The 18,756-nt window shown below is 65.8% G+C and carries 26 protein-coding genes; 8 read left to right on the top strand and 18 right to left on the bottom strand.

Translation table 11 applies throughout. The annotated features are described in order from the left end of the window. From VFH65_RS29050 to secY, 6 genes are all read right to left on the bottom strand, one after another. A partial coding sequence (locus VFH65_RS29050) for a thiamine pyrophosphate-binding protein (protein WP_353326548.1) occupies positions 1-706 on the bottom strand: 706 nt, incomplete at its 3' end. A 71-nt stretch (positions 707-777) separates the two neighbouring features. Beyond that, positions 778-1,509, bottom strand: coding sequence for an anti-sigma factor family protein (locus VFH65_RS29045; RefSeq protein ID WP_353326546.1), 732 nt, complete (start codon positions 1,507-1,509; stop codon positions 778-780). Then, positions 1,506-2,021, bottom strand: coding sequence for a sigma-70 family RNA polymerase sigma factor (locus tag VFH65_RS29040; protein WP_353326544.1), 516 nt, complete (start codon positions 2,019-2,021; stop codon positions 1,506-1,508). The genes VFH65_RS29045 and VFH65_RS29040 overlap by 4 nt, the downstream gene beginning before the upstream one ends. A gap of 73 nt (positions 2,022-2,094) precedes the next feature. After that, entirely contained in the window at positions 2,095-2,892 is a 798-nt protein-coding gene (gene map, locus VFH65_RS29035; protein ID WP_353326543.1) for a type I methionyl aminopeptidase, read from the bottom strand. Between the two features lie 3 nt (positions 2,893-2,895). Beyond that, entirely contained in the window at positions 2,896-3,444 is a 549-nt protein-coding gene (locus VFH65_RS29030) for an adenylate kinase (RefSeq protein ID WP_353326541.1), read from the bottom strand. Beyond that, positions 3,441-4,778 carry a preprotein translocase subunit SecY gene (gene secY / locus VFH65_RS29025; RefSeq protein WP_353326539.1) on the bottom strand — a complete coding sequence of 446 codons (1,338 nt, stop codon included), beginning with the start codon at positions 4,776-4,778 and terminating at the stop codon, positions 3,441-3,443. The genes VFH65_RS29030 and secY overlap by 4 nt, the downstream gene beginning before the upstream one ends. Before the next feature lie 257 nt (positions 4,779-5,035). On the opposite strand from secY, the gene VFH65_RS29020 reads away from it, so the two are divergent. The 5 genes from VFH65_RS29020 (at position 5,036) to VFH65_RS29000 (ending at position 9,452) form a co-directional block, all read left to right on the top strand. Beyond that, positions 5,036-6,016: a class I SAM-dependent methyltransferase gene (locus VFH65_RS29020; RefSeq protein ID WP_353326537.1), complete on the top strand. Its 981-nt coding sequence runs from the start codon at positions 5,036-5,038 to the stop codon at positions 6,014-6,016. Further along, on the top strand, positions 6,013-6,912 hold the full coding sequence (locus tag VFH65_RS29015) for a class I SAM-dependent methyltransferase (RefSeq protein WP_353326535.1): 900 nt from the start codon (positions 6,013-6,015) through the stop codon (positions 6,910-6,912). The genes VFH65_RS29020 and VFH65_RS29015 overlap by 4 nt, the downstream gene beginning before the upstream one ends. A 9-nt stretch (positions 6,913-6,921) precedes the next feature. Continuing rightward, positions 6,922-7,845, top strand: coding sequence for a class I SAM-dependent methyltransferase (locus VFH65_RS29010; protein ID WP_353326534.1), 924 nt, complete (start codon positions 6,922-6,924; stop codon positions 7,843-7,845). Next, positions 7,829-8,728, top strand: a complete 900-nt coding sequence (locus VFH65_RS29005) for a class I SAM-dependent methyltransferase (RefSeq protein WP_353326532.1) — start codon at positions 7,829-7,831, stop codon at positions 8,726-8,728. The genes VFH65_RS29010 and VFH65_RS29005 overlap by 17 nt, the downstream gene beginning before the upstream one ends. A gap of 67 nt (positions 8,729-8,795) precedes the next feature. Continuing rightward, on the top strand, positions 8,796-9,452 hold the full coding sequence (locus VFH65_RS29000; protein ID WP_353326530.1) for an L-fuculose-phosphate aldolase: 657 nt from the start codon (positions 8,796-8,798) through the stop codon (positions 9,450-9,452). Between the two features lie 6 nt (positions 9,453-9,458). On the opposite strand, the gene VFH65_RS28995 is transcribed toward VFH65_RS29000, so the two are convergent. After that, positions 9,459-10,121, bottom strand: a complete 663-nt coding sequence (locus VFH65_RS28995; RefSeq protein WP_414688531.1) for a class I SAM-dependent methyltransferase — start codon at positions 10,119-10,121, stop codon at positions 9,459-9,461. Positions 10,122-10,194: 73 nt separating this feature from the next. Between VFH65_RS28995 and VFH65_RS28990 the strand changes: the two genes are divergently transcribed. Continuing rightward, on the top strand, positions 10,195-11,049 hold the full coding sequence (locus VFH65_RS28990; protein WP_353326528.1) for a helix-turn-helix transcriptional regulator: 855 nt from the start codon (positions 10,195-10,197) through the stop codon (positions 11,047-11,049). Here VFH65_RS28990 and sppA read toward each other — a convergent pair. Further along, entirely contained in the window at positions 11,046-12,842 is a 1,797-nt protein-coding gene (gene sppA, locus VFH65_RS28985; RefSeq protein ID WP_353326527.1) for a signal peptide peptidase SppA, read from the bottom strand. The genes VFH65_RS28990 and sppA overlap by 4 nt on opposite strands. A gap of 57 nt (positions 12,843-12,899) precedes the next feature. On the opposite strand from sppA, the gene VFH65_RS28980 reads away from it, so the two are divergent. Both VFH65_RS28980 and VFH65_RS28975 read left to right on the top strand, forming a co-directional pair. Next, positions 12,900-13,826 carry an LLM class flavin-dependent oxidoreductase gene (locus VFH65_RS28980; RefSeq protein ID WP_353326525.1) on the top strand — a complete coding sequence of 309 codons (927 nt, stop codon included), beginning with the start codon at positions 12,900-12,902 and terminating at the stop codon, positions 13,824-13,826. Between the two features lie 62 nt (positions 13,827-13,888). Further along, positions 13,889-14,230, top strand: a complete 342-nt coding sequence (locus VFH65_RS28975) for a PE-PGRS family protein (RefSeq protein ID WP_414688530.1) — start codon at positions 13,889-13,891, stop codon at positions 14,228-14,230. 65 nt (positions 14,231-14,295) lie between these two features. Here VFH65_RS28975 and rplO read toward each other — a convergent pair whose 3' ends face one another. From rplO to rplN, 10 genes are all read right to left on the bottom strand, one after another. Then, the gene (rplO, locus tag VFH65_RS28970) at positions 14,296-14,739 is read right to left on the bottom strand and encodes a 50S ribosomal protein L15 (protein ID WP_353326523.1); all 444 of its coding nucleotides are present in this window, start codon (positions 14,737-14,739) and stop codon (positions 14,296-14,298) included. Between the two features lie 4 nt (positions 14,740-14,743). Next, positions 14,744-14,923 (bottom strand): 50S ribosomal protein L30, encoded by a 180-nt coding sequence (rpmD, locus tag VFH65_RS28965; protein ID WP_353326521.1) that lies wholly within the window; start codon positions 14,921-14,923, stop codon positions 14,744-14,746. 2 nt (positions 14,924-14,925) lie between these two features. Continuing rightward, the gene (rpsE, locus tag VFH65_RS28960; RefSeq protein WP_353326520.1) at positions 14,926-15,603 is read right to left on the bottom strand and encodes a 30S ribosomal protein S5; all 678 of its coding nucleotides are present in this window, start codon (positions 15,601-15,603) and stop codon (positions 14,926-14,928) included. A 28-nt stretch (positions 15,604-15,631) separates the two neighbouring features. Beyond that, positions 15,632-16,000, bottom strand: a complete 369-nt coding sequence (rplR, locus tag VFH65_RS28955; protein ID WP_353326550.1) for a 50S ribosomal protein L18 — start codon at positions 15,998-16,000, stop codon at positions 15,632-15,634. 38 nt (positions 16,001-16,038) lie between these two features. Further along, positions 16,039-16,578: a 50S ribosomal protein L6 gene (gene rplF / locus VFH65_RS28950; protein WP_353326518.1), complete on the bottom strand. Its 540-nt coding sequence runs from the start codon at positions 16,576-16,578 to the stop codon at positions 16,039-16,041. A 13-nt stretch (positions 16,579-16,591) separates the two neighbouring features. Next, positions 16,592-16,990, bottom strand: coding sequence for a 30S ribosomal protein S8 (rpsH, locus tag VFH65_RS28945; protein WP_353326516.1), 399 nt, complete (start codon positions 16,988-16,990; stop codon positions 16,592-16,594). A gap of 96 nt (positions 16,991-17,086) precedes the next feature. After that, positions 17,087-17,272, bottom strand: coding sequence for a type Z 30S ribosomal protein S14 (locus tag VFH65_RS28940; protein WP_014209125.1), 186 nt, complete (start codon positions 17,270-17,272; stop codon positions 17,087-17,089). 4 nt (positions 17,273-17,276) lie between these two features. After that, positions 17,277-17,849, bottom strand: a complete 573-nt coding sequence (gene rplE / locus VFH65_RS28935) for a 50S ribosomal protein L5 (RefSeq protein ID WP_353326514.1) — start codon at positions 17,847-17,849, stop codon at positions 17,277-17,279. 2 nt (positions 17,850-17,851) lie between these two features. Then, entirely contained in the window at positions 17,852-18,169 is a 318-nt protein-coding gene (gene rplX, locus VFH65_RS28930; protein ID WP_353326513.1) for a 50S ribosomal protein L24, read from the bottom strand. After that, complete coding sequence (gene rplN, locus VFH65_RS28925) at positions 18,170-18,538, bottom strand: 50S ribosomal protein L14 (protein WP_353326511.1); 369 nt, start codon at positions 18,536-18,538, stop codon at positions 18,170-18,172. Positions 18,539-18,756 lie beyond the last annotated feature (218 nt).

Genomic DNA, 18,756 nt, shown 5'->3' with positions numbered 1-18,756 from the left:
GGGCGCGCAGCATCGAGCGCAGCTGCTCGAGTTCGACGCGGGCATCGTCGCGGGCGACCTGTTCACCGGCGATGATCGTGATCGGTCCGTCGGCTCGTCGCAGCGCCGACGCGATCGCCTGCGGATCGCCCAGCTGGCTGCCGAAGTGCTCGAACCTGCCGACTCCGCCGTTCACCCCGAGCTGAGCCTGCTGAATGTCCTTGGGCAGCAACAGCACTGCCGGTCCGCCGCTGCGCGCCGCTGTGATCGCCTCCGGCAATGCTGCGACGATGTCCTCCGGCGTCGTCACCCGGCGGCAGAACACGGACACCGCGGAGAAGAGCGCTTCGCCGTCCAGCGCACCGTTGCGGCCGCTGGTGTCCTGAAAAGAGCCGCGCCCGTCGAGCGCGGTCGGTGGTTGGCCGATCAGCGCCAGGACCGGCACGCGACTGGCGAACGCCTCTCCCAGCCCGGGCACGGTGTTGAGGCATCCGCCGCCCGACGTGGCGGCGACGACGCCGAGTCCTGCGCCGCTGCGGCTGTAGCCGTCGGCCATTGTGGTCGCGGAGAATTCGTGCTTGGCGAGCACAGCGGTGATGTCGTCACGGAAGAACGCGGCGTCGTAGAGGTCCTCGATATTGGCACCGTCCACGCCGAAGATGTGGTCGATACCGCTCGCCGCGAGGTACTCGACGATGTGATCGACAACCCGATGCCTGTTGGCCATTGCTCACCCGCTTTCCAGTCCTTGCAAGTGATACGACTCGCGACGGGTTCGGGTTCACCCGGTGACCTGATTCACAGGCTTGTTTCGAGCAGCACCTCTCCGTTTTCGGTGGAAACCAGTTGTACAGCGGCGATTTCGTTCATCTGCATCGGAGTATTGGCGCTCGGCAATGCAGTAGCGCCGGACAATCCCAGCCACGTCGCGACCTCATTGTGGCTGCCGTCATGTCCCACCACCACCATGCCCAGGTTCTGCGGCGGCGCGTCGCGCTGGCCCCAGTCACCGTACGTGCATGCCATGTCGATCCGGGTGCCCCACCCGAAACCGTTCAGCGTCACCGTGGCGTTGATCGGCGTCTGTGAAACCTTGGTCATTTCCAACGTCGTTCCGCTGGCCTGCGGCGTCTCGGACTGCGACCCCAAGGCACCCGGCAGGATCGCGACCACCAGCGCAACGACCACCGCCGCCGCTGCCGCGGCGATCGCGCCCGTCACCATCCACCGAGAACGACGGCGCCGCGACTCCACCTTGTCCAGCAGTGACGTCAGGACCTCGGGCGGCGGGCCGTCCGGCTGTTCGCCGTCAAGGCCTTGTACTTCCTCGGGGGCGAGTTGGGCAAGTAGCGCGGGGATACCGCTCAGCTCGGCGACAGCGGCCCGGCACCGCTCACACGTCGTCAGATGAGCCTCGTACTCGCGGCGTTCATCGCTCGACAGCGAACCGAAAACATAGGCAGCGTCCCAGGTCACATAGCGATCGTCGTCGAACGACGCACCGCCTCGGGGTGCACCGAATTGTGTCATCGTGTCACCCCCATTTCCTGCAGTCTGAGCCTCAGCGCGCGCACCCCGTAATGCAGCCGGGACTTCACGGTGCCCTCGGCGATCTGCAAGTCGTCGGCGATCTGCGCCGTGGTCCAGCCCTGGTAATAAGCCCGGCGGATCACCGCGCGGTGGTCCTCGGACAGCTGGCTTACGGCCTCGGTCAGCAAAAGTCGGTCCAAGGCGGACTCCACCTCATCGGGTCCGGCGCGGTCTGCCGCTTTTTCCATGTCCGGGGTGCCGGATTCGCTGCGGAATCTCGCGCTGCGTCGCTCGTCGATGATGAGGTTACGCGCCACGGTAAACAGCCAGGCCCTCGCCGACCTCTCGTGGTCGTCGGTCACTTCAGGATGGCGCCACGCACGCAACAGCGTCTCCTGCACGACATCCTCCGCCCGGGCCTTATCGCCCGTCAGCCGCACGGCATAGCGCCAAAGCGCCGCGGCGTGCTCCTGATAGAGCACCCGCATGACGGCGGCCTCCGGGTCGTCCAATATCAACCTCCGTTATTGATACGAGGTTGCTGGTCGTCCGGTTCAGTATTGGCCTGCGCCCGGGACGCTGTGCCTACAGGGTGAGAATCCGTGGTCCGTCTTCGGTGACCGCGACGGTGTGCTCCCAATGCGCCGCGCGCGACCCGTCGGCGGTGACGACAGTCCACTCGTCGTCCAGCACAACGGTCTTCGTGGTGCCGAGGGTGAGCATGGGCTCGATGGCCAGCACCGACCCTGGCGCCAGATACGGTCCGCGGCCTGGCGCTCCCTCGTTGGGCAGGAACGGATCCATGTGCATCTGCCTGCCGATGCCGTGGCCGCCGTAGCCGGCGACGATGCCGAACTTGCGGTCATAGCGTGCCTCGGCGGCATGCGTCTCGACCTCGATGGCGTGGGAGACGTCGGTGAGCCGGTTACCTGGCACCATCGCGGCGATCCCGGCCTCCATTGATTCTCGAGTCGCGCGGGACAGCGCTTCGTCGACGGGGATCAGCGCCCCGACGCCGAACGTCACCGCCGAGTCGCCGTGCCAACCGTCGAGAATCGCGCCGCAGTCGATGGACACCAGATCGCCAAGGGCCAGGGTTTCGGCCGCCGACGGAATGCCATGCACCACACGGTCATTGACCGATGCGCAGATACTGGCCGGGAAGCCGTGATAGCCGAGGAACGACGGAATTCCGCCGCCGTCTCGGATGACCGATTCGGCGATCCCGTCGAGCGCCAGCGTCGACACCCCCGGCACCGCGGCCTGTCGCACGGCCAGCAGCGCAGTGGCGACCAACGAGCCTGCCGCGGCCATCGCGTCGAGTTCACCGGCGCTGCGCTGCGCGACGACCTTGCGGTTACGCAGGCCGGGAAGGCCGATCATCGGTTACTTGCCGAGGGCCTGCAGCGCGCGCTGGAACACCTCGTCCAGCGTGCCGACCGCGTCAACCGCCTGCAGATTGTTGTGGCTGTAGTACTCCAGCAGCGGCTCGGTCTCGTCGCGGTACACCTGCATCCGGTTGTGGATGACCTCTTCGGTGTCGTCGGCGCGGCCGCGGCCCTTGAGCCGCTCGAACAGCTCGCCTTCGGAGACCTGGAACTCCAGCACGGCGTCCAGCTTGGTGTCGTGCTTGGTGAGCATCTCGTCGAGCGCCTGGGCCTGTTCCACCGAGCGGGGATACCCGTCGAGGATGAATCCGTCGGCGGCGTCGGCCTGCGCGATCCGGTCTTCGACCAGAGCGTTGGTCAGGCTGCTGGGCACCAGGTCGCCTGCGTCGAGGTACTGCTTGGCCTCCACGCCGAGCGGCGTGCCCTCGCTGATGTTCTTGCGGAAGAGGTCCCCGGTGGAGATCTGCGGGATGCCGAGCTTCTCGGACAGCTTCTGCGCCTGCGTGCCTTTGCCCGCGCCCGGCGGTCCGAGTAGAACGACTCTCACTTCAGGAACCCTTCGTAGTTGCGTTGCATCAGCTGGCTCTCGATCTGCTTGACGGTATCCAATCCGACGCCAATCATGATCAGAACCGCAGTACCGCCGAACGGCAAGTTCTGGACGGCACCGGTGTTGCCGATCTCCAGGAACAGGTTCGGCAGCACGGCGATCACGCCCAGGTAGATGGAGCCCGGAAGGGTGATCCGGCTAAGCACATATTTCAGGTATTCGGCGGTCGGCCTGCCGGGCCGAATGCCGGGGATGAACCCGCCGTACTTCTTCATCTCGTCGGCACGTTCTTCGGGGTTGAACGTGATCGACACGTAGAAGTAGGTGAAGAAGATGATCAGCCCGAAGTAGACGCCGATGTAGACGGGGCTACTGGGATCAGTCAGGTATTCGGCGACGAAGGTCTGCCACCACCCGGTACCGGGAGTGGCGCTGCCGCTCTGAATCAACTGCGTGACCAGGTGCGGGATGTAGATCAGCGACGACGCGAAGATCACCGGGATGACGCCGGCCTGGTTGACCTTCAGAGGCAGATATGTCGACGTGCCGCCGTACATCTTGCGGCCCACCATTCGCTTGGCGTACTGGACCGGGATGCGGCGCTGGCCCTGCTCGACGAACACCACGCCGATGATGATGATCAGCGCCGCGACGCAGACGAGGCTGAACACCATGCCGCCGCGGCTGTCCAGGATGGTCTTGCCTTCGATCGGGATGCGCGCGGCGATGCCTGCGAAGATCATCAGCGACATGCCGTTGCCGATGCCGCGCTCGGTGACCAGCTCGCCCATCCACATCACCAGCGCGGCACCCGCGGTCATCACCAGCACGATGACCGACAGCGTGAAGATGTTCAGGCCCTCGCTCTGACCCTGGATGATGTCGAGCGTGCAGCCCTGCAACAGACCGCCGTTGGCTGCCAGCGCCACGATGCTGGTGGCCTGCAGGATCGCCAGCGCGATCGTCAGGTAGCGGGTGTACTGCGTGAGTTTCGCCTGACCCGATTGCCCCTCTTTGCGTAGCTGCTCGAAGCGCGGGATGACCACGCCGAGCAGCTGCACGATGATGCTCGCGGTGATGTAGGGCATTACGCCCACCGCGAACACGGTCAGCTGCAGCAGCGCGCCACCGGAGAACAGGTTGATCAGCGAGTAAATCTGCGCCGAATCGCCGCCGCTGACCTGCGCGATACATTTCTGCACGTTCGGGTAGTTGACGCCTGGCGACGGGATCGAGGCGCCGACCCGATAGAGGATGACGATGCCAAGGGTGAACAGAATCTTTCGCCGCAGGTCGACCGTCCGCAGCGATGAGATGAAAGCCGAAAGCACTCTTCCTCCTGCGCAGCCGGGCTGTTGATCGCGGCGTGCGAATGGGGCTGGTCTGACCAGCGTCTGGTTAAGTCATGTGCGGTGCTCCGGCAGGGCTCGCAGCCTGCGAAAGTCACGCGCCAAACAGTCTACGAGACTAACAGTTGCAGGTCAGTTGCCCTGCATCCGAGGGACTCAGCGGATTCTCAGCTGGGGAACCTATCTTCGGCAATATCTCGTTAAATCCACTAAGTAACGCTGCCGACAGGGGTGATCCTATGGAACGCACAGGCTCAAGATTCGAGGGTGACACATGGGATCTCGCATCCAGTGTCGGGGCGACGGCCACCATGGTCGCCGCGGCCCGCGCGATGGCAAGCAAGGCTGACCGGCCGCTGATCGACGATCCCTTCGCCGAGCCGCTGGTACGTGCGGTCGGCGTCGACCTGTTCACCCGGCTGGCGTCGGGCGAGCTGCGTCCTGACGATCTCGATGTCGACGACGAGGACACGGACATGCAGCGGATGGCCGACAGTATGGCGATCCGGACCAAGTTCTTCGACGAGTTCTTCCTCGACGCCACCGGAGGTGGCAATTCCACCCAAGCGACGGCGTCGAAACCAATTAGGCAAGCGGTGATCCTGGCGTCGGGCCTTGACTCGCGGGCCTACCGGCTGCCGTGGCCCGCGGGCACCACGGTCTACGAGATCGACCAGCCCGACGTCATCGACTTCAAGAGCCGCACCCTGGCAGAGCTGGGCGTCGAGCCGACGGCCGGTCGCCGCACGGTCGCGATCGACCTGCGCAATGACTGGCCGACGGCACTGGCCGAGGCCGGCTTCGACCCGACCCAGCCGACCGCGTGGAGCGCAGAGGGGCTGCTCGGTTACCTGCCGCCGGACGCCCAGGACCGGCTGCTCGACACCATCACCGCGCTAAGCGCCCCCGGCAGCCGCTTCGGCACCGAGAGCATGCCCAATGTCGATCCGGCCGATCAGGACAAGCTGATCGAGCGGATGCGGGCAGCGGCACAGCGCTGGCGTGACCACGGCTTCGACCTCGACCTCAGTGAGCTCGTCTTCCTCGGGGATCGCAACGTCGCCGAGCCCTACCTCGCCGACCACGGCTGGCAGGTCTCCGGCAGCAGCATCAACGAACTCTTCGCGGCCAACGGTCTGGCGCCGTTCGACGGCGATACGCCGTTCACCAAGCTGCGCTACATCGACGGCGCCCTGATCGGCGGAGAAGGCGGCCGGTGAGCCGCGCCGACGCCGACAGCTGGGACCTGGCGTCCAGCGTCGGCACGACGGCCACCATGGTGGCCGCGGCGAGGGCGCTGGCCAGCCGCGATGACCAGCCGTTGTTCGACGACCCGTTCGCCGCACCGCTGGTGCGCGCCGTCGGCATCGACTTCTTCACCCGTCTGGTTGACGGCGACATCGAGTTGCCCGCCGATGACGACGGCGCGGGAATCATGGCGCAAGTGATCGCGGTGCGGACGCGGTTCTTCGACGATTTCTTCCTCGACTCCTGCGGCGCTGGCATCCGCCAGGCGGTGATCCTGGCCTCGGGCCTTGACTCGCGGGCCTACCGGCTGGGTTGGCCGGACGGGACCAGCGTGTACGAGATCGACCAGCCTCAGGTCATCGAATTCAAGACGTCGACGATGGCGGCGATCGGAGCGACCCCGTCCGCGGACCACAGGACAGTCGGCATCGACCTACGCGGCGACTGGCCGAAGGCCCTGCGAGACAGCGGTTTTGACGAGACCAAGCCGACGGCGTGGAGCGCAGAAGGGCTACTTGTCTATCTGCCGCCCGACGCCCAGGACCGGCTGTTCGACAACATCACCGAGCTCAGTGCGCCAGGCAGCCAGTTGGCCACCGAGTACCACCCGGACGCCGCCGCGAGCATCGGCGAACGCGCCAAGGCCATCAGCCAGCAGTGGGGCGATCAGGGTTTCGACGTCGACCTCAACGATCTGTTCTACGCCGGCGAGCGAAACCACGTCGTCGACTATCTGAACGGGCATGGCTGGCAAGTCTCTGCGCGGCCACGCCCGGAAATGTTCGCTCACTATGGCCGCGAGTTTCCCGACACAGACTCGCTTGCGCCGCTGCGCAATTCACTGGCAGTCATCGCAACACGAAAGTAGGCGCTGCACATGGCACGTACCGACAATGACACCTGGGACCCGGCGACGAGCGTCGGCGCCACGGCGACAGGCGTCGCCGCCTCGCGAGCACTGGCCTCGAAGGGCCCAAACCCGTTGATCAACGATCCATACGCCGAGCCCCTGGTGCGGGCCGTCGGCGTCGACGTCTTCGTCAAGTTGGCCAACGGCGAGATCGACCTCTCCGACGACCCTGCGTTCAGCCAGACCATCATGGCCGAGGGCATGGCCGTGCGCACGCGGTACTTCGACGACGTCTTCGCCGCCGCGACGGATGCGGGCCTGCGCCAAGCGGTGATCTTGGCCTCTGGGCTCGACGCGCGGGCCTACCGGTTGCCGTGGCCGCCCGGCACCGTGGTCTACGAAGTCGATCAGCCGCAGGTCATCGAGTTCAAGACCAGCACACTGGCCGAACTGGGCGCCGAGCCCGCCGCCACCCTGCGCACGGTTGGCGTCGACTTGCGCGACGACTGGCCGAAGGCACTGCGAGACAGCGGTTTCGACGTCACGGAGCCGACGGCGTGGATCGCCGAGGGACTGCTGGTGTATCTGCCTCCCGAGGCTCAAGACCGGCTGTTCGACAACATCACCGCCCTCAGCGCGCCCGGCAGCAGGCTGGCCACTGAACAGGTACCGAACATGGACGCGTTCTCCGACGAGAAATCCCAGGAGCGCTCGGAGCGGATGCGCCGCCTGTTGAACGTCGACATGTCGGAGCTCGTTTACCACGGTGAGCGCAACCACGTCATCGACTACCTCGCGACCCACGGATGGGACGTCACCGCCAGCGGCACACCGGAACTGTATGCGGCCAACGGTTTCACGCTTCCTGACGACGCGACCGGCGCAGCCATGACCAATGTCCTGTACGTCTCCGCCACCCTCACTAAGGAGCATGATGGCCCGAACCGATAACGACAGCTGGGATCTGGCGTCCAGCGTTGGCGCGACAGCGACGATGGTGGCAGCGCAGCGCGCGCTGGCCAACCGAGACGGCCTTATCGATGACGCGTTCGCCGAACCGCTGGTGCGTGCGGTCGGCGTCGACTTCTTCGTCAAGGCGCTTGACGGCGAGATCGATCTGGAATCGATCGACCCCGAGTTCAACCTACGTCGGGCAGCGGAGGGAATGGCGGTACGCACGCGCCACTTCGACAAGCTGTTCACCGATGCGGCCGGTGCGGGCGTGCGTCAGGCGGTGATCTTGGCCGCCGGGCTGGACGCTCGCGCATTCCGGCTGCCGTGGCCCGACGGGACCACGGTCTTCGAGGTCGACCAGCCGGAGGTCATCGAGTTCAAGTCCAACACGCTGGCCGATCTTGGGGCCGCGGCGACGGCGGACCGGCGTGCCGTCGCGATCGATCTTCGCGACGACTGGCCGACGGCGTTGCAGGACAACGGCTTTGACCCGTCGGTGCCGACCGCGTGGATCGCCGAAGGGCTGTTGATCTATCTGCCACCTGAGGCCCAGGACAGGCTGTTCGACCACATCACCGCGCTCAGTGTGCCGGGAAGCTGGTTGGCGACCGAACACATCCCTGATATCAAGATGTTCTCCGATGACCGGGCTCAGCTCATCGCCGAACGGATGAAGCAGTACGGCTCGGACATCGAGATGCCCGACCTCATCTACCACGGTGAACGCAGCCACGTTCCCGAGTACCTGACCCGGTACGGCTGGGAGGTGTCGACCCAGACGATGCGGGAGGCATACGCGGCCAACGGTTTCGAGTTCCCCGACGACGGGGCCTTGATGCTCTTCGCCGACCTCAGCTATGTCAGCGCGGTGCTGCGCTAAGGCGGGGCGACCAGGCCGGGCCACATGGAACACTGAGGCCCGCTATCGTCAACCCGGAGGTGCTCGCATGCGATTCGTTGAGAATCCGGAGACGGCGGTCCTTGCGGCGGCCAAGGACATGTTGCGGCGCGGCCTGGTCGAGGGCACAGCCGGCAACATCTCGGCCCGCCGGGAGGACGGCAATCTCGTGATCACGCCGGCGTCCGTGGACTACGAAGACATGTCGCTCGACGATCTCGTGCTTGTCGACCCGGACGGCACTGTGCTGGCGGCCAAGGACGGCCGTGCACCGTCGACCGAGATGGCGTTGCATCTGGCGTGCTATCGGGCCTTCGACGACATCGGCAGCGTGATTCACAGCCATCCCGTCTGGGCCACCATGTTCGCCGTCGCGCATCAGCCCATCCCGGCCTGCATCGACGAGTTCACGGTGTACTGCGGCGGCGACATCCGCTGTGCCGACTACGCGGCGTCGGGAACCCCCGATGTCGGCAACAACGCGGTCAAGGCGTTGGACGGCCGCGCCGCCGCGTTGATCGCCAACCATGGCCTGGTGGCGGTGGCGCCCCGGCCCGACCGCGCCATGTATATCACAGCGCTGGTGGAGCGCACCGCCCAGATCGCTTGGGGCGCAAGAGCTCTCGGTGGCCCGATACCTGTTCCCGACGAAGTCAACCAGAACTTCGCCGCCGTCTACGGCTACCTGCGCCAAAACCCGACGTAGCTGTGGTCAGGCCGGGCGGGTAGCGCGATAGAAGGTGAGCTGCCCGATCAGGCGATTCCGACGCGTACCAACCTCCGCGCACTCGAATCCCGCCGATCGGAGTAGCCGCGGAATTGCATCACCGAGATTGCCTGCGGCATGGGGATTGTCTTTCATCCACCGCGCCGCCAATCCATGGTGGGCCGTCACGTGCCCTCCGATGTCGAGGATGTGCAGCCTGCCGCCGGGACGCAAGACACGGTAGACCTCCGCCAGTGCGCCGACCTTCACGTCGTCGTCCAAATGATGCAGCATCATCGACGACAGCACGCGGTCGAATTCACCATCTGGGAACGGCAGCTCTTGCGCATAGGCGCGCTCGAATCGGATTCCGGTGAGCCCTCGTACTTTTCGTTGCGCCCGCGCGATGGCAAGCGGATCCGGATCGGCGCCGATCACATCGGCTCCTGGCGCTACCCGCTTGACGCGTGTGGTGACGTTGCCCGTGCCGGAACCGATTTCCAGCACACGGAGCCCATCAGTCAGTTCGGCCTGCGCGACGAGGCTGTCGTAAGCCTTGCCCATGCCCAACGCTCGGGTCAGCAGGTCGTAGAACGGTAGTAGCGCGTCCTTCCCGAAGGCGGGGATGTAGTCACGCCGGGTCGCAGCATCTGGACGATGTTCGGTCATGCTCTCCATGATGGGCCGCTGGCACGACTAGAAGTTGGGTGATTATCGACAAGACCTGGACTATTTTGGGTCTATGACGTTGTCATCTCGACTCGTCCGCCACCGCGACGGCGTGCCCGTCTACCAATACCGCGCGGACTTCGATACGCCTCCGGTGTCGGTGGTCCGGGCATCACACAGCGATGTTCTCGAACGTGGGGTACACATTCACGATTTCCCGGCCCTGTGGTACGCCGAGCCGGCTGGGCTGGTGTACGTGGTGGCTCCCGGCGCGGCGGTCGATCCGGGAAAGGTGCCGAACAGGGATGACGGCGTCGCGGTGTTCTTCGATCCCGCCGCGCTCGACGGCGACGGCCGATCGCCGTGGCCCTCGTGGCGAGTTCACCCGCTGCTGTTCCCGTTCGTGCATGGGCAGTCCAGCGGGCTGCTGCAACTGAAGGTGCCCGCGCAGCGGCAGCCGGTGTGGGCCAGCGTGATCGGCTCCATCGAGACTGAACTGGCCTGCCGCCAGGAGGGGTATCGACAGGCGGCGCTGGCACAGCTCACCCTGCTGCTGATCGACGTCGCGCGGCTGGCTGGCGACGTCGTGGGTGACCTGAAGCGTAGTGGCGAACCCCTTCTCGCCGAGGTGTTCACGGTGATCGACCGCCGCCTCGGCCAGCCGCTGTCACTGCGCGATGTGGCACACGAACTCGGCATGACGCCCGGTCATCTGACCACTGTCGTCCGGCGCCGTACCGGGCGCACCGTGCAGGAATGGATCATCGAACGCCGCATGGCCGAAGCCCGTAGCTTGCTGTCCGGCTCGGACATGCCGGTGGCAGAGGTGGCCCGGCGGGTTGGGATGTCCGATCCGGGCTACTTCAGCAGGCTGTTCCGCCGCACCCACGGCGCTTCACCGCGGCAGTGGCGCACTCACTCGGCCTAGAACCGGTAGCCGCCCAGCCACAGCGCGCTGACGCCGGTGACCGACTGCTCAGCCTGGCCGATCACCCCGGCCACCGAACGGCCGACAAGCGCGGCGAGCGCCTCCGGCAACGACGCAGCGGCAGGTTGCGACGACGGCTTCGGGCGCAGCAGATCCATCAGTGACGAGCCGGGATAACCGACGAGCCGCACGTCGGCGTCGGGCTCCAGGCCGGCCAGCACCTTGGCGCGCGTGATTGCCGTGCGCAACCCGCCGAGCTCGTCGACCAGGCCGCGCTCCTTGGCATCCGCACCCGTCCACACCCGGCCACGGGCGATCGCCTCGACGGCTTCCACGCTCATCTTGCGGCCCAGCGCAACCCGCTCGATGAAATCGGTGTAGAACAAGTCGGCCTCGGCCACGACGTGGGCATGCTGCTCGTCGGTGAAGGGCTGATTGATGGACCAGGCGTCGGCGTTGGCATTGGTCCGCACCGAGTCGGAGCCGACGCCGATGCGGTCCTTGAGCTCACGGGCGACGAGCTTGCCGGTCACCACGCCGATCGAGCCGGTGATCGTCCCGGCGTTCGCGACAATCGCGTCGGCCCCCATCGACACGTAATAGCCACCCGATGCAGCGACGGCTCCCATGGACGCGACGACCGGCTTTCCTCCGTCACGCACCCGATTCACTTCGCGCCAAACGGTTTCCGATCCGGTGACCGATCCGCCGGGACTATCCACCCGCAGCACGATCGCCGACACCGAGTCGTCTGCGGCGGCCTCTCGCAGCGCCGCAGCGATGGTGTCACCACCGGCGCTCGAATTGCCGAACGGCAGCAGTTGCGGTCCTCCCCTGCCGCTGACGATCGGGCCGTGCAGAGTGACCACCGCGATGGTCGGCTTGGCCTTGCGGCCCGGAATCGGCGGCATCGGTGCGGATGGCCGCGGCGCCGTGGACCGTGCGTACCGCGACAGGTACAACCGCGGCGGCGCGTCCTCAGAGTCAGCGTCTCCGGTCTCCGGTGAAATGCCCGGTGCGCCAACGAGTTCGCCGATTCGCGCGTAGGCCTCGTCGCGGAAGCCGATCCGGTCAACCAGGCGGCCAGTCACCGCGTCGTCGCGCAGCAGCGGCGCCTTGTCGGCCAGGGAGTCGATGTCACCGGTCTCGATGTGGCGCGAGTCGGCCACCGCCTGCAACACCTGTGCGTGCAGACTTTCGATCAGCCGGCTGTCGGCCTCACGATGAGGCTCTGTGTAGCGGTCCTGCGTGAAAAGGTTTGCGGCGGACTTGTATTCGCCGCGGGCGATGAATTGCGCCTCGATGCCGGCTTTGTCCAGCGCATCACGAAGGAACAGCGCATTGGTGGCGAAACCGACAAGTCCGACGGTGCCCGACGGTTGCATCCAGACCTCGCGGAAGGCTGAGGCCAAGTAGTAGGACAAGGTGCCCGGATAGGTCTCCGCCCACGCAAGCGACGGTTTGACGTCGCTGAACGCGGTGATGGCCTCCCGCAGTTCCTGTACAGGGCCTGCCGCGGCGGCCGGGATTTGCACGCGGGCGATCAGGCCGGCCACCCGCGGGTCCTCGGCGGCGCGGTGGATTGCGCCGACGGCTTCGCGCAACAGCAGCGGGCGTCCCCCACTGGCGATCAATGCGAACGGGTCGAAGCTACCCGTCTCCTGCGGCACCGATTGCAGGTCGAGTTCGAGAACACAGCCGTTCGGCACACCGTGATGGCGGGCGGTGTCGACCCGCCGGACAAGCGCACGCAGGTCGTCGGTGCCGGGGATAGGAGGCAAGAAAGCGAACATGCTCCGAGCCTACCGACGTCGGCGGGTCTTCCCAGATCGCCGTCGTACCGTGGTCCGGTGAGATTCTCCATCTCGATCCCCCAACGTGACACCGACGGTTTCGATGCGACCGCGATGAAGAGCTATCTGGCCCGCGCCGAGGAACTCGGCTTCGAGGGCGGATGGACGTTGGAGCAGGCCATCGGCCCGGCACCGCTGATCGCGCCGATGGAACTGCTGGCGTATGCCGCCGCATGCACCACCCGGCTGCGGCTCGGCGTGGCCGTGTTGATCACCTCGCTGCACGATCCACTGCAATTGGCGTCGACGGTCACCGCCGTCGATCGGCTCAGCCACGGCAGGCTGGACCTCGGGGTCGCGCCCGGCGGCGGCTTCCGCAAGTTCGAGGCGTTCGGGGTCGAGAAGGCGACATTCATCAGCAGCTTCACCGAGGGCCTCGAGCTGATGAAGGCGGCATGGTCCGATGAGCCGACGGTGACGTTCCACGGACGCTTCCGCGACGTCGACGGCCTGCCGATACAACCCAAACCCGTGCAACGCCCGCACCCGCCAATCTGGTTCGGTGCCAACGCCCCTGCCGCACTTGCCCGGGCGGTGCGGCTGGGCGACGCATTCCTCGGCGCGGGGTCCTCGACCACTGCCAGTTTCGCCGAAGCGGTCAAGACTGTGCGCCGCGAACTAGACGAACATGGCAAGGACCCGGCGGCCTTCACCATCGGCAAGCGGGTGTATCTGACCGTCGACGACAACCCCGCGCAGGCCCGCGAACGTGTGCTGGCGGGATTGCATCGCATCTACGGCGAGATGCCCGGCATCGAGGCGGTGCCGGTGTCGGGTACGCCCGACGATGTGGTTCGCGGGCTGCGCGAAGTCATCGACGCCGGCGCCGAGATGATCCTGCTGAACCCCACCGGCGAGACCGTCGCCGAGGATCGCGAGCAGATGGAACGGCTTGCTGGAGAGGTGATTCCGCAGCTCAGCTGACTCACAGCTTTCGCTGAAAATTAGCCCTTTTAAGTTTCTGATCTTGGTGGTAAACCGGAACCATGAGGGCGACTCTAAAATTCATCGCTCCGCTGGTCATGGCGGGTGCGGCCGCGGCGGCGATCGGCGCGGCACCAATTGCGGCAGCAGAGTCCTTCGCCGTGGCGACGGGCACAATGATCGGTCAATTTCCACTGCAGCCGGGTGGCAACGGCTGCGCCAACGGGGTCTGCGGCAGCGGCGACGCCGGCGGTGGCAGCGGTTGTACGGCCGACGGCACATGCGGCCACGGCGGTCCAGGTGGGGGCGGCGGATGCACTGCCGACGGGATTTGCGGCCACGGCGGCCCTGGCGGCGGCGGCGGTTGCGTGCCCGGCGTTGGCTGCTTCGAATGGGGCCAGTGACCGGAAAACGCGAAGGCCCCCAACGCGCTGAGCGCGCCTGGGGGCCTTGAGCGTCAACTCGCTGACTAGAGCTCGGTCGCTGAACCACCTGCGGCGGTGAGCTTTTCGCGCGCGCTATCGCTGAACTTGTGTGCGGTGACGTTGACCTTGACGGTCAGCTTGCCGTCGCCGAGCACCTTGACCAACGAGTTCTTGCGCACCGCGCCAGCGGACACCAGCTCGTCGACACCGACATCGCCGCCCTTGGGGAACAGCTTGTTGATGTCGCCGACGTTGACGACCTCGTAGGAGGTACGGAACCGGTTCTTGAAGCCCTTGAGCTTCGGCAGCCGCATGTGAATCGGCATCTGTCCGCCCTCGAACGTCGATGGGACGTTCTTGCGGGCCTTCGTGCCCTTCGTGCCGCGACCGGCGGTCTTGCCCTTGGAGCCCTCGCCGCGACCGACGCGGGTCTTGGCCGTCTTCGACCCAGGCGCGGGGCGCAGGTCGTGGAGCTTGATCGGCGTCATTTCTCTAAACCTCCTCTACCTCTACGAGGTGGTGAACGGCCTTGATGAGGCCACGGGTCTGCGCGTTGTCCTCACGAACGACCGACTGCCGGATCTTCCGCAGCCCCAGCGTCCGCAGGCTCTCGCGCTGATTCCAGCGAGCACCGATGGTGCCGCGCACCTGGGTGATCTTCAGCTCTGCCATGGTTACGAGGACCCTTCACGCGCAGCCGACGCGGCCAGCGCCTCGGCCTCCCGGCGCTGCCGCAGCATGCTCGGCGGCGCGACGTCTTCGATGGGCAGGCCGCGACGGGCCGCCACTTCTTCGGGGCGCTGCAACATCTTCAGCGCGGCAACGGTGGCGTGCACCACGTTGATCGCGTTGTCGCTGCCCAGCGACTTGGCCAGGATGTCATGCACGCCAGCGCATTCCAGCACTGCACGCGCGGCACCGCCGGCGATCACACCAGTACCGGGGCTGGCGGGACGCAGCATCACCACACCTGCGGCTGCCTCACCCTGCACCGGATGGACGATGGTCCCGCCGATCAGCGGTACGCGGAAGAAGCCCTTGCGTGCTTCCTCGACGCCCTTGGCGATCGCGGCGGGAACTTCCTTGGCCTTGCCGTAGCCGACGCCGACCATGCCCTTGCCGTCACCGACGATCACCAGGGCGGTGAAGCTGAACCGCCGACCGCCCTTGACCACCTTGGAGACACGGTTGATGGCGACGACGCGCTCGAGGTAGTTGCTCTTCTCGCCACTATCACGGCCGCCACGACCGCCGCGGTCGTCACGACGACCCCGCCCGTCGCGGTCACCGCGCTGACCACGGCCATCTGAGGTGCCTGGGCCGCCGGCCGCACCTGCTGCCTGCTCGGCCATCATGCAATCCTTCCGTTGGTCTTCGTCATCAGAACTTCAGCCCGCCTTCGCGCGCCGCATCTGCCAGCGCCGCGATCCGTCCGCCGTAGGTGTATCCACCGCGGTCGAACACGACGGTCTCGATCCCCGCGGCCTTGGCGCGCTCGGCGATCAGTTGACCGACCCGCACGCTGTGGGCCTTCTTGTCGCCCTCGACCGCGCGCACGTCGGCCTCGATCGAGGATGCCGCGGCCACGGTGGTGCCGGTCAGGTCGTTCACCAGCTGCACGTGGATGTGCCGCGACGAACGGTTGACGACCAGGCGTGGCGTCTCGGCGGTGCCGGCGAGCTTCTTGCGCAGCCGGGCGTGCCGACGCAACCGCGCGATACGCCGGGTCGCGGACACGTTCTGCCCCACCGGCTTACGCGTCGCTGACTCTGTTTTAGAGGCCATGTCTACTTACCTGTCTTTCCGACCTTGCGGCGGATCTGCTCGCCCTCGTAGCGAACGCCCTTGCCCTTGTAGGGGTCTGGGCGGCGCAGGCGGCGGATGTTCGCCGAAATCTGGCCGACCTTCTGCTTGTCGATACCCGAGACCGAGAACTTGGTGGGCGTCTCCACCGCGAAGGTGATGCCCTCCGGCGCCTCCACGACCACGGGATGGCTGTAACCCAATGCGAACTCGAGGGTGTTGCCCTTGAGCTGCACGCGATAGCCGACGCCGAAGATCTCCATCTTGGTGGTGTACCCCTCGGTGACACCTGTGACCAGGTTGGCGACCAACGTGCGCGACAGCCCGTGTAGCGAGCGGTTCTCCCGCTCGTCGTTGGGCCGGGCCACCACGATGGCGCCGTCGTCGTTGCGCGACACGGTGATCGGCTCTGCGACCGCCAGATCGAGCGTGCCCTTAGGTCCCTTGACCGAGACCTTCTGGCCGTCGATCGTCACGTCGACCCCGGTGGGAACCAGGACCGGCTGCTTTCCAATACGCGACATGGTTAGTTCTCCCTCACCACACGTACGCGAGGACTTCGCCGCCCACGCCCTGACGTGCTGCCTGACGGTCGGTGAGCAGACCCGACGACGTGGAAATGATCGCCACGCCGAGGCCACCCAAAACCCTTGGCAGATTGGTGGATTTCGCATACACACGCAGACCGGGCTTGGACACCCGGCGCAATCCTGCGATGCTGCGTTCCCGGCTGGGGCCGTACTTCAATTGCACCACCAGCGACTTGCCCACCCGAGCATCCTCGGTGTGGAAATCGCTGATGTAGCCCTCCGCCTTCAGGATCTCGGCGATGTTCGCCTTGATCTTGCTGTGCGGCAAGGCCACCTCGTCGTGGTACGCCGAATTGGCGTTGCGCAGACGTGTCAAGAAGTCTGCGATCGGGTCCGTCATGGTCATGACAGCCGGTTCACCTTCCTCGCGGCGGTTCCCAGTCTCGAAAGACTCGAGCAGGGCCTACCGCAACTTTCCAATGGGTCTGTAGTTGTTCGCTTGTTACCAGCTGGACTTCTGCACGCCGGGCAGTTCGCCGGCGTGCGCCATCTCGCGTAGGCAGATGCGGCAGAGCCCGAACTTGCGGTAAACCGCGTGCGGGCGACCGCACTTGCTGCATCGGGTGTAGCCGCGCACCTTGAACTTGGGCTTCTTATTGGCCTTGTTGACCAGTGCCTTCTTTGCCATCTGTTCAGTTCTCCTTGAACGGAAAGCCCAGCGCCCGCAACAGCGCTCGTCCTTCGTCGTCGGTCGTCGCCGAGGTGACGACGGTGATGTCCATGCCACGGGGGCGGTCAATGTCGTCGATGTTGATCTCGTGGAACATCGACTGCTCGTTGAGCCCGAAGGTGTAGTTGCCGGTGCCGTCGAACTGCTTGGGCGACAGGCCGCGGAAGTCGCGGATACGCGGCAGCGCGATCGAGGTGAGGCGGTCCAGGAACTCCCACATCCGGTCGCCGCGCAGCGTCACGCGCGCGCCGATCGGCATGCCCTCGCGCAGCTTGAACTGTGCGATCGACTTGCGGGCCTTGCGCACCTCCGGCTTCTGACCGGTGATCAGCGCCAGGTCGTTGACCGCTCCGTTGATCAGCTTCGCGTCGCGGGCGGCGTCGCCGACACCCATGTTGACGACGACCTTCACCACGCCGGGGATCTGCATGACGTTGGCGTAACCGAACTCCTTGAACAGCGAGTCACGAATCTCTTCGCGGTAGCGCTGCTTCAAACGGGGAAGGGTCTTCACCGCGCTTTCAGTGGTCGTCATTCTCAGATTTCCTTGCCATTGGATTTCGCGACGCGGACCTTCTTGCCGGTCTCCTCGTCGACGCGGTACGTGACACGGGTCGGCTTGCCGTCGGAGTCGATCACCATCACGTTGCTCACGTGAATGGGCGCCTCCTGGGTGACGATGCCGCCGGACTGCGCGCCGCGCTCGTTGCTCGAGATGGCGGTGTGCTTCTTGATCCGGTTCACGCCTTCGACGAGCACCTTGTCGCGGGTCGGGTAGGCCACCAGAACCTTGCCCTTGGCGCCCTTGTCCTTACCGGAAACGACGAGCACCGTGTCGCCCTTTTTGACCTTCATCTACAACACCTCCGGAGCAAGCGAGACGATCTTCATGAAGCGCTTCTCGCGCAGTTCACGGCCGACCGGGCCGAAGATGCGCGTGCCGCGCGGATCGTTGTCGGGCTTGATGATCACGGCGGCGTTCTCGTCGAACTTGATGTAGCTGCCGTCGGCGCGGCGGCGCTCCTTGACGGTGCGCACCACCACGGCCTTGACCACATCGCCGCGCTTGACGTTGCCGCCCGGGATGGCCTCTTTGACCGTGGCAACGATGACATCGCCGATGCCGGCGTAGCGCCGCGACGAGCCACCGAGCACGCGGATGCACAAGATCTCCTTGGCGCCCGTGTTGTCGGCAACCTTGAGCCGCGATTCCTGCTGAATCACAAGTACTCCTCGACCTGGTTAATGTGTGCACGGCAGATACCGACCTGACGTGCGCGGTCTTTGTCACCTAAGAGCACGCAGGGCCAACCGGTAAGCCGGCCGAGGTCTGCCCAAGGCAACCCGTTGATTCTAGGTGACGACCTGCGAGGAACCAAATCGCCGCTGGTCAGCCTTCAAGCAGTCAGGAGTCGGCTACGCACCGGAAGCCGATGTGCGTC

The sequence above is a fragment of the Mycobacterium sp. genome (assembly GCF_035697385.1).
In the GTDB taxonomy this organism is placed as follows: Bacteria; Actinomycetota; Actinomycetes; order Mycobacteriales; family Mycobacteriaceae; genus Mycobacterium.
This window is presented reverse-complemented; position numbering and strand designations above follow the sequence as displayed.